Genomic DNA, 14846 nt, shown 5'->3' with positions numbered 1-14846 from the left:
CATGGAAAAAGGGCGGACCCTCGCGGATCCGCCCTTTCCCTACTTGTCCGGAAGTCGACCAGCCTGACCTCAGGCCGCCTCTTCCTCGGTCTCCGTCACCTGGACCGGACCGCTGTCCTGGCCCTTGGCGGAGACGTCGCGGTCCACCAGCTCGATGACGGCCATGGCGGCCATGTCACCGTAGCGGAAGCCGGCCTTCAGGACGCGGGTGTAGCCACCCTGACGGTCCTTGTAACGCTCGGCGATGGTGGTGAACAGCTTGTCGACCATGGCGTTGTCGCGCAGTTCCGCGAACGCCAGGCGACGGTTGGCGAGGCCGCCCTTCTTGCCCAGCGTGATCAGCTTCTCGACGATCGGCCGCAGGTCCTTGGCCTTCGGCAGGGTCGTCTTGATCTGCTCGTGCTTAATCAGGGCATTGGCCATGTTGGAGAACATGGCCAGACGGTGGGTAGAGGTCTTGCTGAACTTACGCCCGGAAACGCCGTGACGCATGGTGCTTCTCCTTTCATGTCCGGGTGTCGGATGCCGACACCTGTGACGAACCCCGAACCGCCCGCCTTTGCCCCCCTGGACTTTCATCCTGGAGACGCCGGCCGGTACGACGGGGGTGGGCCCTATGCCCTGTGCTCCGCACCCGGCCGAAACCGGATGCGGAGAACCTCAAATCAAGCTCAGTACGGCTCTTCCAGACGCTTGGCCAGGTCCTCGATGTTCTCGGGCGGCCAGTTCGGGATTTCCATGCCGAGGTGCAGGCCCATCTGGGACAGCACTTCCTTGATCTCGTTCAGCGACTTGCGGCCGAAGTTCGGGGTGCGGAGCATTTCCGCCTCCGTCTTCTGCACCAGGTCGCCGATGTAGACGATGTTGTCGTTCTTCAGGCAGTTGGCCGAACGGACCGACAGTTCCAGCTCGTCCACCTTGCGCAGCAGGTTCTTGTTGAACGGCACCTCATCGGACTTCTCCGACGCGGTGACGGCCTGCGGCTCCTCGAAATTGATGAACAGCTGCAGCTGGTCCTGCAGGATGCGGGCGGCGATGGCCACGGCATCCTCGGGCGTCACGGCGCCGTTGGTCTCGATCGACAGCGACAGCTTGTCATAGTCGGTGCGCTGACCCAGGCGGGTGTTCTCCACCTTGTACGCCACCTTGCGGATGGGGCTGTACAGGGCGTCGATCGGGATCAGGCCGATGGGGGCGTCTTCCGGACGGTTCTGGCTGGCGGGGACGTAGCCCTTGCCCTTCTCGACCGTCAGTTCCATGTTCAGGCGGGCACCGGCGTCCAGGGTGCAGATCACCAGGTCGGGATCCATCACCTCGATGTCGCCCGTCACCTCGATCATGCCGGCGGTGACTTCCTTGGGGCCTTCGGCGCGCAGGCGCAGCCGCTTCGGGCCCTCGCCCTCCATCTTCAGACCCATGTTCTTGATGTTCAGAACGATGTCGGTCACGTCCTCGCGGACGCCGGGGATGGAGGAGAATTCGTGCAGGACGCCATCGATATGGATGGCGGTGACCGCCGCCCCCTGCAGGGACGACAGCAGGACGCGGCGCAGGGCGTTGCCCAGGGTCAGGCCGAAGCCACGCTCCAACGGACCGGCGACGATCGTGGCCTCACGGCGCGGATCGGCACCGACGTTCACGTCGAGCTTGCTGGGCTTTTCCAGGGTCTGCCAGTTCTTCTGAATCACGGGTAGTTGCCTCTAATGCCATCAGGAGGACACGACACCCGGTTTCACCGCTGTCGGGCGCGGATCAGGGCGCCGGCCTTGCGACCGGCGCCCCGTCCTGAACCTGACCACCTCCCCCATGCATGGGCGATCGCGATGGCATGCGATCGCCGGTCCCGGGGCGGCGGGGAAACGCGGAAGCGTTTGGACCGGAGGCGGCCGCAAGGACCACCTCCGTAATCGGTAGAACGATCAGACGCGGCGCTTCTTCGGCGGGCGAACGCCGTTGTGCGGGATCGGCGTCACGTCGCGGATGGACGTGATCTGGAAGCCGACCGACTGCAGGGCGCGCAGGGCGGACTCACGGCCCGAACCCGGACCCTTCACTTCCACTTCCAGGGTGCGCATGCCGTGTTCCTGGGCCTTGCGGCCCGCGTCTTCGGCAGCCATCTGGGCGGCGTAGGGGGTGGACTTACGCGAACCCTTGAAGCCCATCATGCCCGACGAGGACCAGGCAATGGTGTTGCCCTGGGCGTCGGTGATGGTGATCATGGTGTTGTTGAACGAGGCGTTCACATGCGCCACGCCCGAGGTGATGTTCTTGCGCTCGCGGCGACGAAGCCGGGCGGCAGAAGCGTTGGGCTTTGCCATTTCTTATCAGTCCTTCAGCTTACTTCTTCTTACCGGCGATCGGCTTGGCCGGGCCCTTGCGGGTGCGCGCATTGGTGTGCGTGCGCTGACCGCGGACCGGCAGACCCTTGCGATGACGCAGGCCGCGGTAGCAGGCCATGTCCATGAGCCGCTTAATGTTCATGGCGACAGAGCGACGCAGGTCGCCTTCGACCGAGTAGTCGCTGTCGATGACTTCGCGGATACGCAGGACTTCGTCGTCGGTCAGCTGATGCACGCGGCGCTCCAGCGGAATGCCGACCTTGCCGCAGATCTCCTTCGCCATGAAGGGACCGATGCCGTGAATGTACTGAAGGGCGATTTCCACCCGCTTCGCGGTGGGAATATTAACGCCAGCGATACGCGCCACGCGCTTTCTCCATCGTTCATGCCCGCCCCGGCGACACGCCCGGGCGATGCGATCTTCGTCCACACCCCGCCTGATCACCGGCTCCCGTGGCGGGGACATCCAATGACCTTCGGAGCATCTCATCCGAAGAAAACCTGGAAAACCCAGGATCTCCAAATGCACATACGAACCAACCCCACCCCGCCACCCAAGGGGTGCGGACTGAGAGACGGTTTCATCCGGATACGGGATGGGCTAAAGCCCAGCACGGATCGGATGGGGGAGTATACGCAGGCGCACCTGGATGTCAACCACGCCCGCGCAACGGCCCTCCCCCGGCCTGCGCGCCTTGCGCATGCCTGGAAGAGACAAAAGAGAAAGGCCGCATCCCACCGGGACTGCGGCCTTTCATAACCTTGGGCCCAACCCTGGGATCAGGCGCCGATGATGGCCTCAAGCTGGCGCGTGACCTCGTCGATCTCCGCCATGCCATCCACCTGCTTCAACACACCCTTGCCCTGGTAATAGGGCAGGATGGGCGCGGTCAGGGCGTGGTATTCGGCCAGGCGCTTGGTGAAGGTCTCGGCGTTATCGTCGGCACGGCGCTTGAACTCGGTCGACCCGCAAATATCGCACACCCCAGCCACCTTGGGCTGATGGAAGGTGTCATGATACCCGGCGCCGCACTTGGCGCAGGTATAGCGGCCGGTGACGCGCTCCACCAGGGCGGCATCGTCCACCACCATCTCGATGATGTGGTCCAGCCTCAGGTTCTTTTCCGCCAGCATCCGATCCAGCGCTTCCGCCTGGGGAACCGTGCGGGGGAACCCGTCCAGGATAAAACCCTTGGCGCAATCGGGCTGGGTGATGCGGTCCGCGATCATTTCGACCATGAGCGCGTCCGGCATCAGCTTGCCGGCGCCCATGATCTCCTTGGCCTGTTGCCCCAACGGGCTGCCGCCAGCGACCAGCGCCCGCAACATGTCGCCCGTCGACAACTGCACCAACCCGAACTTCCGTTCAAGCCGCTGCGCCTGCGTTCCCTTGCCGGCGCCCGGCGGCCCCAGAAGAATCAGGTTCATCCACGCCTCCCCCTCAGCTTTGCCTTCTTGATGAGGCCTTCATATTGATGCGCCAGCAGATGCGAATGGATCTGGGCGACAGTGTCCATAGTCACCGTTACCACAATTAGCAGGCTGGTGCCGCCAAAATAAAAAGGAATAGCGTTCTTGGCCATCAACAGTTCGGGCAATAGACAAACGATGACCAGGTAGCCCGCCCCCAACACCGTCAAACGGGTCAGGACGAAGTCCAGATAGTCGGCCGTGTTCTTACCCGGACGGATACCAGGGATGAAACCGCCATACTTCTTCAGATTTTCCGCCGTTTCGGTCGGGTTAAACACCACCGCGGTGTAGAAGAAACTGAAGAAGACGATCAACGCCATATAGAGGGCGATGTACAGCGGCTGGCCATGGGTGATGTAGCGGGCCACGGTCTGCAGCAGCTCGGGTCCGGTACCGCCCGAGAAGCCGGTGACGGTGGCGGGGAGCAACAGCAGCGAGCTGGCGAAAATCGGCGGGATGACGCCCGAGGTGTTCAGCTTCAAGGGCAGGTGCGAGGCTTCGCCACCATAGACCTTGTTGCCCACCTGGCGCTTCGGATACTGCACGATCAGCCGGCGCTGCGCGCGCTCCATGAAGACGATGAAGAAGATCACGCCCACCGCGATGATCAGCAGCAGCAGCAGCAGGGGGACGCCGATGGCGCCGGTGCGGCCCAGTTCCAGCAGCTGCATCAGCGCCTTGGGCAAGGCCGCGACGATGCCGGTGAAGATGATGAGCGAGGTGCCGTTGCCGACGCCGCGAGCCGTAATCTGCTCACCCAGCCACATCAGGAACATGGTGCCGCCAACCATGGTGACGACCGTGCTGATGATGAAGAAGGGGCCGGGGTCGATCACCGTACCGCCCTTGGCACCCTGCAGCGCCACGGCCAGGCCGTAGGACTGGAAGATGGCCAGGATGACGGTGCCGTAGCGGGTGTACTGGTTGATCTTCTTGCGCCCCGCCTCGCCTTCCTTCTTCATGGTCTCGAGGCTGGGGATCACCGCCGTCAGCAGCTGCACGATGATGCTGGCGGAAATGTAGGGCATGATGTTGAGCGCGAAGATGCTCATGCGCTCAATGGCGCCACCCGCGAACATGTTGAACATGCCCAGGATGCCGCCCTTGGCCTGGTTGAAAACGTCGGCGAAGGCCTGGACGTTAATACCCGGCAGGGGAATGTAGGTGCCCAGGCGGAAAACGATGAGCGCTCCCAGGGTGAACCAGAGCCGCTTCTTCAGTTCCGTGGCCTTGGCGAAGGAGCCGAAATTAAGATTGGCGGCGAGCTGCTCGGCGGCTGAAGCCATGGAATCCGTATCCTATCGAGGCGCCTCTATCGGCGCGGCACAGACAGTATCAAAAGGCCAAAAGAAAAGGGACCGTCGCCGGTCCCCCTAACGGGTCCCACCCCAGATGGGGAGACCTGCGGCAGAAAGAAAGACGGCCGGCGCTCGCTTTTAACACGAACGCCGGCCGCACTTCCTTAATTACTCGGCAGCCGCTTCAGCGGGCACCTTGACCGAGCCACCAGCCGCTTCCACGGCGGCCACGGCCGCAGCGGAAGCGCCGGCGACGTCGAACGCCACCTTCGCGGTGATGCTGCCCTTGGCCAGCAGGCGCACGCCGTCGCGGGACGGACGCACCAGGCCAGCGGCGACCAGCACGTCGGCAGTGATCACGTCGGCGGCGTTCAGACGGCCCTCATCGATGGCCTTCTGCACCGTGCCCACGTTCACCACCGAGTAGTCGGTGCCGAACAGGTTGTTGAAACCGCGCTTCGGCAGGCGGCGATGCAGGGGCATCTGACCGCCTTCGAAGCCGTTGATCGACACGCCGGAACGCGAGGTCTGACCCTTCACGCCACGGCCGCCGGTCTTGCCCTTGCCGGAGCCGATGCCCCGACCAACCCGGGTGGGCGCCTTGCGGGCGCCCGGGTTGTCGCGAATATCCGTAAGCTTCATGACTTTATCCCTTCAAGCCGTATCGGGAAGGCCTCAGGAGGCCTTCTCGACGCGCACGAGGTGCTGCACCTTGGCGATCATACCACGGACCGAAGGGGTATCCTCCAGCTCGCTGGTACGGTGCAGCTTGTTGAGACCAAGACCCACCAGCGTCGCCCGCTGGTCCTTCTGGCGGCCGATCGGGCTGCCGATCTGGGTCACGATGACGGTGTTCTTCTCGCTCATCACGCGCTCTCCTTCACCTCGGCACCGGCCTCACGGCGGCCCAGGATGTCGCTGACGCGACGGCCACGGCGAGCGGCGACGGCGCGGGGGCTGACGCACTGGGACAGGGCGTCGAAGGTCGCCTTGATCATGTTGTGCGGGTTCGACGTGCCGACCGACTTGGTCACGACGTCCTGGACGCCGAGAGCCTCGAAGATCGCGCGCATCGGACCACCGGCGATGATGCCGGTACCGGCGTCGGCAGTGCGCAGCACCACCCGACCGGCGCCGAAGTGACCGTGGACGTCATGATGAAGCGTCCGGCCCTCGCGGAGCGGCACGCGGATCATGGAACGCTTGGCCTGGTCGGTCGCCTTGCGGATGGCTTCCGGCACTTCGCGGGCCTTGCCCGAACCCACGCCGACGCGACCCTTGGCGTCACCCACCACGACCAGGGCGGCGAAGCCGAAGCGACGGCCACCCTTCACCACCTTGGCGACGCGGTTAATACCAACGAGCTTTTCGACGAGCTCGCTTTCCTCACGGTCCCGGGGCGTACGATCCCGGTCCCCGCCACGCTCGCGACCGCCGCTGTTGCCGCCGTCCCTTTCGTTACGTGCCATAATCGCTACCCCTTAGAACTGCAGGCCGGCTTCGCGCGCGGCGTCGGCCAGGGCCTTGACCCGGCCATGGAACAGGTACGAACCGCGATCGAACACCACTTCCGTGATGCCGGCTTCCTTGGCCCGCTCGGCAATCAGCTTGCCAACCGCCTTGGCCGCCTCGATGTCGGCACCGGTCTTCAGCTGCTCGCGCAGGGTCTTGTCGATGGACGAGGCAGCGGCCTTGGTCTGGCCGGCCACGTCGTCGATGACCTGGGCGTAGATATGCTGGCTGGAGCGGAAGATGGACAGGCGCGGACGCCCCTGCCCCAGCTTCCGGATCCGCGTGCGCACCCGCTGCTTGCGGCGCGCGCTCAGAACTTTCGCATTGCTCATGATCGTGCGCCTTACTTCTTCTTGCCTTCTTTGCGGATGATCACCTCATCCGCGTACCGGATGCCCTTGCCCTTGTAGGGCTCGGGCGGACGGTACGCGCGGATCTCAGCCGCAACCTGGCCAATCTTCTGCTTATCGAAACCGGTGATCGAGATGGAAGTGGGCTTATCGCACTTCATCGTAATGCCGGCCGGGATCGGAAAGCGCACGTCATGGCTGAAGCCTAGGTTCAGGAGCAGTTCCTGGCCCTGGACGGCGGCCTTGTAACCCACGCCGGTGATCTCGAGGTTTTTGGTGAAGCCGGTGTCGACACCCTTGACCATGTTGGCCAGCAGCGTGCGGGAGGTGGCCCAGTTCACGCGAGCCTTGCGGCTGTCGTTCGCGGGCTTCACCACCACAGCGCCGTTTTCCAGCGTGGCGGAGATGTCGTCAACCAGGGTCAGACTGAGCTGGCCCAGCTTGCCTTTCACGGTGACGTCCTGGCCGGTGACCTGAACGGTCACGCCAGCCGGAACGGGCACCGGATGCTTGCCGATACGAGACATGTGGCCAGCTCCTTAGAACACTTTGCAGAGGACCTCGCCGCCAACATTGGCGGCACGGGCCTCGCTGTCCGACATGACGCCACGGGGCGTCGACAGGATCGAGATGCCGAGGCCATTAAAGACCCGCGGCAGATCGGCGATCTTGGAGTAAATGCGGCGGCCGGGCTTCGACACGCGCTGCACCTGCTTAATGACAGGCTCGCCTTCGTGATACTTCAGCTCGATACGCACGCTATGGACGCCCGGACGAACCGTGTCCAGGGAGTAGCCACGGATATAACCCTCGCGCTTCAGCACCTCCAGAACGTTGGTGCGCAGCTTCGAGGCCGGGCTGGTGACAGACTGCATGCGAGCCCGCTGTCCATTACGGATGCGGGTCAGCATATCGCCCAAGGGATCGCTCAACGCCATTTCCCGAACCTCCGATTACCAGCTGGACTTCGTCATGCCCGGGATCTGGCCGGTCGAGGCCAGGTCGCGCAGGGCAATACGAGACAGCTTAAACTTGCGGTAGAAAGCACGCGGACGACCGCTCAGCTCGCAGCGATTCCGAATACGGGTCGGGCTGGAGTTGCGCGGAAGCTCGGCGAGCTTGAGGCGAGCGGCGAACCGCTCCTCGGGCGGAAGAGTGCGATCGGACGCGATGGCCTTCAGAGCATTACGCTTGCCGGCGTACTGCTTGGCGAGGCGCTCACGGCGCTTGTTCTTCTGAACAGAACTGGTCTTGGCCATGGGAAGCTCCTGCCGCTCAGTTCGCGAACGGCATCTGGAAGCCCTTCAGGAGGGCCTTGGCCTCCTTGTCGGTCTTCGCCGTGGTGACGATGATGATGTCCATCCCCCGGATTTCATCGACGCGGTCGTAGTCGATTTCCGGGAAAATGATCTGCTCCTTGAGACCCATGGCGTAGTTGCCACGGCCGTCGAAGCTCGTGCCCGACACGCCGCGGAAGTCGCGGACGCGCGGCAGGGCAATCGTGATCAGACGGTCCAGGAACTCGTACATGCGGTCACGGCGCAGGGTCACCTTGCAACCAATGGCCATGCCCTCGCGCAGCTTGAACTGGGCGATGGACTTGCGGGCGCGGGTCACCACCGGCTTCTGACCGGACAGAGCGGTCAGGTCGGTGACGGCGGCGTTGATCTTCTTACCATCGGAGGTGGCTTCGCCAACACCCATGTTAATGATGATCTTCTCGATCCGCGGCACTTCCAGGTCGTTGGCGTAGTTGAATTCGCTCTTCAGCGACGCGCGGACGACGGAATCGTAATGTTCTTTAAGCCTGGCAGCCATAACGCGCCTCACAGGTCGATGACTTCACCGGAAACCTTGGCGAAACGGACCTTGCGGCCGTCTTCCAGGATCCGGTAGCCGACGCGGGTCGGCTTGTTGGTCTTGGGGTCGACATGGGCGACGTTGGAGACGTCGATGAACGCCTCGAGCTCAACGATGCCGCCCTGCTGGGTCGGAGTCGGACGCTGGTGCTTCTTCACCAGGTTCACGCCGCGCACCTTGACGCGGTTCTCCTTCGGCAGAACGGCGATCACCTCGCCCTGCTTGCCCTTGTCCTTGCCGGCGATGATGATGACCTTGTCGGCCTTCTTAATCTTCGACATTTACAGGACCTCCGGCGCCAGGGAGATGATCTTCATGAACTTCTTGGCGCGCAGCTCACGCGTGACCGGCCCGAAGATACGGGTCCCGATCGGCTCACCCTGCTTGTTGATGAGCACGGCCGCGTTGCGGTCGAAGCGGATGGCGGAACCGTCGGTGCGACGGATTTCCTTGGCGGTGCGAACGATGACGGCGCGATGCACGTCACCCTTCTTCACGCGACCCCGCGGAATGGCCTCCTTGACCGAGACGACGATGACGTCGCCAACGGCCGCGACCTTCCGCATGGAGCCGCCCAGCACCTTGATGCACTGCACCCGGCGCGCGCCGCTGTTGTCAGCGACCTCCAGGTTGGTTTGCATCTGGATCATGGTTTGGCTTCCTTAAGCAAAACAGTTAGACGGCGGCGCCCGACGGGGCGGCGCTCTCCACGGCACCTTCGATCACGACGGCCCACCGCTTCCGCTTGGAAATCGGACGGCATTCCTCGATGGTGACCGTGTCGCCAGCCTTATAAGCATTCTGCTCGTCATGAGCAGCATACTTCTTCGACTGCTTAATAAACTTCTTGTACACGGGGTGCATGACGCGACGCTCGACCAGTACGATGACGGTCTTATCGCCCTTGTCACTCACCACCGTGCCCTGCAAAACACGCCGGGGCATTACGCTTCCCCCTGTCAGGACGCGGGCGCAGCGGTTTCCCGCTGGCCCAGGATGGTCTTGATCCGAGCGATGTCGCGCCGAACCTGGCCGACACGCGCGGTGTTCTCCAGCTGCCCGGAGGCGCGCTGGAAGCGCAAATTGAACTGCTCTTTCTTCAGCTGCAAGAGCTGGTCCTGCAACTCATCCACGCTTTTCGTGCGCAGGTCGACGGCTTTGGTCATGCCTCAGCTCCCTCACCCAGGCGGGTGATGAATCGGGTCTTAATCGGCAGCTTGGCAGCCGCCAGCTCGAAGGCGCGCTTGGCGAGGTCCGCCGGCACACCATCCAGCTCGAACATGATGCGGCCGGGGGCCACGCGGGCCGCCCAGAACTCGGGCGAACCCTTACCGGAGCCCATGCGGACTTCGGCGGGCTTGCTCGACACCGGCACGTCCGGGAAAATCCGGATCCAGACCCGGCCCTGACGCTTCATGTGACGGGTGATCGCGCGGCGAGCCGCTTCGATCTGGCGCGCGGTGATGCGCGCCGGCTCGACCGCCTTCAGGCCAAAGGCGCCGAAGTTCAGCTGGGTGCCGCCCTTGGAGGCGCCGTGGATGCGCCCCTTGTGCTGCTTGCGGTACTTAGTACGTTTCGGACTCAGCATGGCAATTGCCCTCTAGTATCCGTTCACCCTCAGCGCGCCGCGACGGGCTGCTGATCGGCGCGCTTGTCCTGGGCGAACGGATCGTGCGCCAGAATTTCGCCCTTAAACACCCACACCTTGACACCGCAGGTGCCGTAGGTGGTCTTCGCCGTGGCCGTGCCGTAGTCGATCTCGGCGCGCAGCGTGTGCAGCGGCACGCGACCTTCGCGGTACCACTCCATACGAGCGATCTCAGCGCCGCCCAGACGGCCGCCGCAGTTGATGCGGATGCCCTGGGCGCCGAGGCGCATGGCCGACTGCACGGCGCGCTTCATGGCGCGACGGAAGGCGACACGACGCTCCAGCTGGCTGGCGATGTTCTCGGCGATCAGCCGGGCGTCGAGTTCCGGCTTGCGGATCTCGACGATGTTCAGGCTGACCTCGGAACCGGTCATGCGGCCCAGATCAGTGCGCAGCTTCTCGATGTCCGCGCCCTTCTTGCCGATCACCACACCCGGACGGGCCGTGTGAATGGTGACGCGGGCCTTCTTGGCCGGACGTTCGATGATGATGCGCGACGCGCCGGCCGCGGCCAGCTTGCCCTGCAGGTGCTTACGCAGGCGCAGGTCCTGGTGCAGCAGCGTGGCGTAATCGCGGCTGGCGAACCAGCGGCTGTCCCAGGTCCGGTTGATACCGACGCGGAGCCCGATGGGGTTGACTTTCTGACCCATGTTACGCGGTCTCCCCCGTGGCTTCCTCGGCGCGCTCGCGCACGACCACGGTCAAGTTGCTGTAAGACTTCTCGACACGGGCGCCGCGACCGCGGGCCCGGGCATGGAAGCGCTTCATCACCAGGGCGCGGCCCACGGTGGCGTAAGCGACCACCAGACGGTCAACGTCCAGCTGGTGGTTGTTCTCGGCGTTGGCGATGGCCGACTGCAGAACCTTCTTCACTTCGCCGGCGATGCGGCGCTTGGAGAAGGTCAGCATGGCCAGGGCGGTGCCGGCTTCCTTGCCGCGGATCATCTGGGCGACGAGGTTCAGCTTGCGGGCACTGGACTTGATCATCCGACCGTGCGCCGCAGCCTCGTTGTCGGCGAAAGGCCGTTCAGATTGAGGCTTGCTCATGTTACTTCCTCTTCGCCTTCTTGTCGGCCGCGTGGCCGTAGAAAGTCCGCGTCGGAGAGAACTCACCGAACTTGTGGCCGATCATGTTCTCGGTCACGAGCACCGGCAGGAACTTATGGCCGTTGTACACGCCAAAGGTCAGACCGACGAACTGGGGCAGGATCGTGGAACGGCGCGACCAGATCTTGATGATCTCGTTGCGGCCGGACGCGCGCGCCTTCTCTGCCTTCTTCAAAAGGTAGCCGTCAATGAACGGCCCCTTCCAGACGGAACGGGTCACGGTCCTACTCCTTACTTAGAGCGACGACGACGGATAATCAGCCCGTCCGTCTTCTTGTTGCTACGCGTCTTCTTGCCCTTGGTCGGCTTGCCCCACGGCGTGACCGGATGACGGCCACCGGAGGTACGGCCTTCACCACCACCGTGCGGGTGGTCGATCGGGTTCATGGCGACGCCACGGACGGCGGGACGACGGCCCAGCCAACGGTTGCGACCGGCCTTGCCGATCACGGTGTTGGACTGGTCGGGGTTGGACACCGCGCCGATGGTGGCCAGGCACTCGCCCCGGACCATGCGCAGCTCGCCCGAGGGCAGCTTCAGCTGGGCATAACCCTGGTCGCGGCCGACCAGCTGCAGGAACGTACCGGCGGAGCGGGCGATCTGCCCACCCTTGCCCGCACGCAGCTCCACATTGTGGACGATGGTGCCGACCGGGATGTTCTTCAGCGGCATGGCGTTGCCGGGCTTCACGTCGACCTTCTCACCAGCGACGACGACGTCGCCGGCCTTCAGGCGCTGCGGAGCCAGGATATAGGCCAGGTCGCCGTCCTGGTAGCGGATCAGAGCGATGAAGGCCGTCCGGTTCGGATCGTACTCCAGACGCTCGACCGTCGCCGGGACGTCGAACTTGTTGCGCTTGAAGTCGACCAGACGGTAACGGCGCTTGTGGCCGCCGCCCATGCGACGCGCGGTGATGCGACCGGTGTTGTTACGACCGCCGGTGCCGCTCAGGCCCTCCGTCAGACGCTTAACCGGCTTGCCCTTGTACAGCTCCGAGCGGTCGACCAGCACCAGCTGACGCAGGCTCGGGGTAATGGGACGGTAAGTCTTAAGTGCCATCGTTAATGCCCTCACACGCCGGTGGTGACGTCGATCGTGTGCCCTTCGGCGAGGGTCACGATGGCCTTCTTGAAGTCGGACCGGCGAGCCACGATGCCCCGGAAGCGCTTGGTCTTGCCCTTCGAGACGATGGTGTTCACGGCCGTCACCTTGACCTTGAACAGGCCTTCGACGGCCTGCTTGATCTCGGGCTTCGTCGCATCCAGGGGCACCCGGAAGGTGACCTGGTTATGCTCGGAGCCCATGGTGGACTTTTCGGTGATGACGGGCGCGACGATCAGATCGTACATGCGCTCGGCGCTCACAAACGGCTTCGCGTTCTTGCTCATTTCAGGCGAGCCTCCAACTGCTCGACCGCGTTGCGGGTCAACACCAGGGTGTCGCGCCGCAGGATGTCGTACACGTTGGCACCCTGCTCCGGCAGCACATCCACGTGCGGGATGTTGCCAGCGGCCCGGACGAAGTTCTCATCCAGGTTGGCGCCGTCGATGATCAGCACCGAGCTCAGGCCCAGCGCGCCGAACTGCTCGACCAGAGCCTTGGTCTTGTGCGTCTCGGCGCGGGCATCGTCGAGGATGACCAGCTTGCCCTCGGCGGCCTTCACCGACAGGGCGGTCTTCAGGGCCAGCTTGCGGACCTTCTTCGTCAGGTCGTGCTCATGGCTGCGCACCACCGGACCGAAGATCACCGCGCCGCCGCGGAACTGCGGCGAGCGCAGGGAGCCCTGACGGGCACGGCCGGTGCCCTTCTGCTTCCACGGCTTCTTGGTCGTGCCGGAGATCTCGGAGATCCCCTTGGTCTTGTGCGTGCCCTGACGGCGCTTGGCCAGCTGCCAGTTCACCATGCGGGCCAGCAGATCGGCGCGGGCCGGCAGGCCGAACACGGCGTCGTCCAGCTCGATCTCGCCGACTTGCTCGTTCTTCAGGTTCTTAACGGTCGTCTTCATGATGCTCAGCCCTCCTGCGCGGCAGGAGCGTCCTGCGTCGGCGCACGGAAGGCGGCCGGGAAGGGAACACCCTCCGGCAGCTTCTTCTTCACGGCGTCCTTGACCAGGATGTAACCGCCTTCGGAGCCGGGGACGGCGCCGCGGACGAGGATCAGGCCGCGCTCGACATCGACCGAGACGACCTTCAGGTTCTGGGTGGTGACCTGCTCAACGCCCAGGTGACCCGCCATCTTCTTGTTCTTGAAGGTGCGGCCCGGATCCTGACGCTGACCGGTCGAACCGTGCGAACGGTGCGACACGGACACACCGTGCGTGGCGCGAAGGCCGCCGAAGTTCCAGCGCTTCATGCCACCGGCGAAGCCCTTACCGATGGTCGTCCCGGTGACGTCCACGAACTGGCCAGCGACGAAATGGTCGACGGTGATCTCCGCGCCGACCTCGACCAGGGCATCCGGGGTCACCCGGAATTCCACGGTCTTCTTCTTCGGCTCCACCTTCGCCTTAGCGAAGTGGCCGCGCTCAGCCTTCGTGACGTTCTTCACCTTGGCCTTGCCCACGCCGATCTCCAGGGCGGTGTAACCGTCCCGTTCCTCGGTCTTGTGGGAGACGACCTGGCAATTGTCGACTTTCAGCACAGTCACCGGCACGTGCTCACCCTCATCCGTGAAGATGCGGGTCATGCCGAGCTTCTGCGCGATCAAACCGGATCGCATTTTAGTCTCTTCTCCTAACAGGGGACATCCTCAGGGGGAGAGGTCCCACCACTCAAAACTTACAGCTTAATCTCGACGTCGACGCCGGCGGCCAGGTCGAGCTTCATCAGCGCGTCCACGGTCTGCGGGGTCGGATCGACGATGTCCAGCAGGCGCTTGTGGGTACGGATCTCGAACTGCTCACGCGACTTCTTGTCGATGTGCGGGCTGCGGTTCACCGTGAACTTCTCGACCTGGGTCGGAAGCGGGATCGGACCGCGCACCCGGGCACCGGTCCGCTTGGCCGTATTCACGATCTCGCTGGTCGACTGGTCGAGCACGCGATGATCGAACGCCTTCAGGCGGATCCGGATATTCTGGCTTTCCATCGTCCTAAACCTTGGTTGGAAGCGGTGCCGTATAGCAACGGCACCGCACACCGGTCAATCAAATCAGTGGGTACTATCAGGCGATGATCTTCGCGACCACGCCGGCGCCGACGGTGCGGCCGCCTTCACGGATGGCGAAGCGCAGGCCTTCGTCCATGGCGATCGGGGCGATC

At 64.0% G+C, this 14846-nt stretch carries 28 protein-coding genes; all 28 read right to left on the bottom strand.

The features are described 5' to 3' along the window. Window positions 1-69: 69 nt before the first annotated feature. Complete coding sequence (rplQ, locus tag FBZ90_RS05145; protein WP_040848395.1) at window positions 70-492, bottom strand: 50S ribosomal protein L17; 423 nt, start codon at window positions 490-492, stop codon at window positions 70-72. A gap of 179 nt (window positions 493-671) precedes the next feature. Then, a complete protein-coding gene (locus FBZ90_RS05140; protein WP_040848396.1) occupies window positions 672-1688 on the bottom strand; it encodes a DNA-directed RNA polymerase subunit alpha in 1017 nt (338 codons plus the stop codon). 231 nt (window positions 1689-1919) lie between these two features. Continuing rightward, entirely contained in the window at window positions 1920-2318 is a 399-nt protein-coding gene (gene rpsK / locus FBZ90_RS05135; protein WP_004273656.1) for a 30S ribosomal protein S11, read from the bottom strand. Window positions 2319-2337: 19 nt separating this feature from the next. Continuing rightward, a complete protein-coding gene (rpsM, locus tag FBZ90_RS05130; RefSeq protein ID WP_004273657.1) occupies window positions 2338-2706 on the bottom strand; it encodes a 30S ribosomal protein S13 in 369 nt (122 codons plus the stop codon). A gap of 413 nt (window positions 2707-3119) precedes the next feature. Continuing rightward, on the bottom strand, window positions 3120-3767 hold the full coding sequence (locus FBZ90_RS05125) for an adenylate kinase (RefSeq protein ID WP_145729967.1): 648 nt from the start codon (window positions 3765-3767) through the stop codon (window positions 3120-3122). Then, a complete protein-coding gene (gene secY / locus FBZ90_RS05120; RefSeq protein ID WP_145729966.1) occupies window positions 3764-5098 on the bottom strand; it encodes a preprotein translocase subunit SecY in 1335 nt (444 codons plus the stop codon). Before secY ends, FBZ90_RS05125 begins: the two co-directional genes overlap by 4 nt. Before the next feature lie 180 nt (window positions 5099-5278). After that, complete coding sequence (gene rplO / locus FBZ90_RS05115; protein WP_145729965.1) at window positions 5279-5752, bottom strand: 50S ribosomal protein L15; 474 nt, start codon at window positions 5750-5752, stop codon at window positions 5279-5281. A 33-nt stretch (window positions 5753-5785) separates the two neighbouring features. Then, complete coding sequence (gene rpmD, locus FBZ90_RS05110) at window positions 5786-5977, bottom strand: 50S ribosomal protein L30 (protein WP_040848399.1); 192 nt, start codon at window positions 5975-5977, stop codon at window positions 5786-5788. Further along, window positions 5977-6579: a 30S ribosomal protein S5 gene (rpsE, locus tag FBZ90_RS05105; protein ID WP_145729964.1), complete on the bottom strand. Its 603-nt coding sequence runs from the start codon at window positions 6577-6579 to the stop codon at window positions 5977-5979. Before rpsE ends, rpmD begins: the two co-directional genes overlap by 1 nt. A 12-nt stretch (window positions 6580-6591) precedes the next feature. Further along, window positions 6592-6954: a 50S ribosomal protein L18 gene (rplR, locus tag FBZ90_RS05100; protein WP_145729963.1), complete on the bottom strand. Its 363-nt coding sequence runs from the start codon at window positions 6952-6954 to the stop codon at window positions 6592-6594. An 11-nt stretch (window positions 6955-6965) separates the two neighbouring features. Beyond that, on the bottom strand, window positions 6966-7499 hold the full coding sequence (rplF, locus tag FBZ90_RS05095; protein ID WP_004273659.1) for a 50S ribosomal protein L6: 534 nt from the start codon (window positions 7497-7499) through the stop codon (window positions 6966-6968). A gap of 12 nt (window positions 7500-7511) precedes the next feature. Further along, window positions 7512-7910: a 30S ribosomal protein S8 gene (gene rpsH / locus FBZ90_RS05090; RefSeq protein ID WP_004273660.1), complete on the bottom strand. Its 399-nt coding sequence runs from the start codon at window positions 7908-7910 to the stop codon at window positions 7512-7514. Window positions 7911-7925: 15 nt separating this feature from the next. Continuing rightward, window positions 7926-8231, bottom strand: coding sequence for a 30S ribosomal protein S14 (gene rpsN / locus FBZ90_RS05085; protein WP_004273661.1), 306 nt, complete (start codon window positions 8229-8231; stop codon window positions 7926-7928). A 16-nt stretch (window positions 8232-8247) separates the two neighbouring features. Next, entirely contained in the window at window positions 8248-8790 is a 543-nt protein-coding gene (gene rplE / locus FBZ90_RS05080; RefSeq protein ID WP_040848402.1) for a 50S ribosomal protein L5, read from the bottom strand. Between the two features lie 8 nt (window positions 8791-8798). After that, window positions 8799-9113 (bottom strand): 50S ribosomal protein L24, encoded by a 315-nt coding sequence (rplX, locus tag FBZ90_RS05075; protein ID WP_145729962.1) that lies wholly within the window; start codon window positions 9111-9113, stop codon window positions 8799-8801. After that, window positions 9114-9482 carry a 50S ribosomal protein L14 gene (gene rplN / locus FBZ90_RS05070; protein ID WP_004273662.1) on the bottom strand — a complete coding sequence of 123 codons (369 nt, stop codon included), beginning with the start codon at window positions 9480-9482 and terminating at the stop codon, window positions 9114-9116. 25 nt (window positions 9483-9507) lie between these two features. Then, entirely contained in the window at window positions 9508-9777 is a 270-nt protein-coding gene (rpsQ, locus tag FBZ90_RS05065) for a 30S ribosomal protein S17 (protein WP_145729961.1), read from the bottom strand. A gap of 14 nt (window positions 9778-9791) precedes the next feature. Then, a complete protein-coding gene (gene rpmC / locus FBZ90_RS05060) occupies window positions 9792-9998 on the bottom strand; it encodes a 50S ribosomal protein L29 (protein ID WP_145729960.1) in 207 nt (68 codons plus the stop codon). Next, window positions 9995-10420: a 50S ribosomal protein L16 gene (rplP, locus tag FBZ90_RS05055; RefSeq protein WP_044564203.1), complete on the bottom strand. Its 426-nt coding sequence runs from the start codon at window positions 10418-10420 to the stop codon at window positions 9995-9997. Before rplP ends, rpmC begins: the two co-directional genes overlap by 4 nt. A gap of 29 nt (window positions 10421-10449) precedes the next feature. Beyond that, window positions 10450-11130, bottom strand: coding sequence for a 30S ribosomal protein S3 (rpsC, locus tag FBZ90_RS05050; RefSeq protein ID WP_040848406.1), 681 nt, complete (start codon window positions 11128-11130; stop codon window positions 10450-10452). Window position 11131: 1 nt separating this feature from the next. Then, complete coding sequence (rplV, locus tag FBZ90_RS05045) at window positions 11132-11527, bottom strand: 50S ribosomal protein L22 (protein WP_004273664.1); 396 nt, start codon at window positions 11525-11527, stop codon at window positions 11132-11134. Between the two features lies 1 nt (window position 11528). Beyond that, window positions 11529-11807, bottom strand: a complete 279-nt coding sequence (rpsS, locus tag FBZ90_RS05040; RefSeq protein WP_004273665.1) for a 30S ribosomal protein S19 — start codon at window positions 11805-11807, stop codon at window positions 11529-11531. A gap of 11 nt (window positions 11808-11818) precedes the next feature. Continuing rightward, a complete protein-coding gene (rplB, locus tag FBZ90_RS05035; RefSeq protein WP_145729959.1) occupies window positions 11819-12646 on the bottom strand; it encodes a 50S ribosomal protein L2 in 828 nt (275 codons plus the stop codon). An 11-nt stretch (window positions 12647-12657) separates the two neighbouring features. Beyond that, entirely contained in the window at window positions 12658-12975 is a 318-nt protein-coding gene (locus FBZ90_RS05030; protein ID WP_044564206.1) for a 50S ribosomal protein L23, read from the bottom strand. Further along, window positions 12972-13592 (bottom strand): 50S ribosomal protein L4, encoded by a 621-nt coding sequence (gene rplD / locus FBZ90_RS05025; protein WP_145609111.1) that lies wholly within the window; start codon window positions 13590-13592, stop codon window positions 12972-12974. The genes FBZ90_RS05030 and rplD overlap by 4 nt, the downstream gene beginning before the upstream one ends. Window positions 13593-13597: 5 nt before the next feature. Continuing rightward, window positions 13598-14305 carry a 50S ribosomal protein L3 gene (rplC, locus tag FBZ90_RS05020; RefSeq protein ID WP_145729958.1) on the bottom strand — a complete coding sequence of 236 codons (708 nt, stop codon included), beginning with the start codon at window positions 14303-14305 and terminating at the stop codon, window positions 13598-13600. Between the two features lie 59 nt (window positions 14306-14364). After that, window positions 14365-14673, bottom strand: coding sequence for a 30S ribosomal protein S10 (gene rpsJ / locus FBZ90_RS05015; protein WP_040848411.1), 309 nt, complete (start codon window positions 14671-14673; stop codon window positions 14365-14367). Between the two features lie 76 nt (window positions 14674-14749). Beyond that, window positions 14750-14846: EF-Tu C-terminal domain-related protein (locus tag FBZ90_RS05010; RefSeq protein WP_000507943.1), on the bottom strand; the 97-nt coding region annotated here is incomplete at its 5' end.

Origin of the sequence: Nitrospirillum pindoramense (assembly GCF_007827955.1) — a bacterium.
GTDB lineage: Bacteria > Pseudomonadota > Alphaproteobacteria > Azospirillales > Azospirillaceae > Nitrospirillum > Nitrospirillum amazonense_B.
Note: the sequence above shows the minus strand (reverse complement) of the source record. Positions and strands in the feature narration are given on the sequence as shown.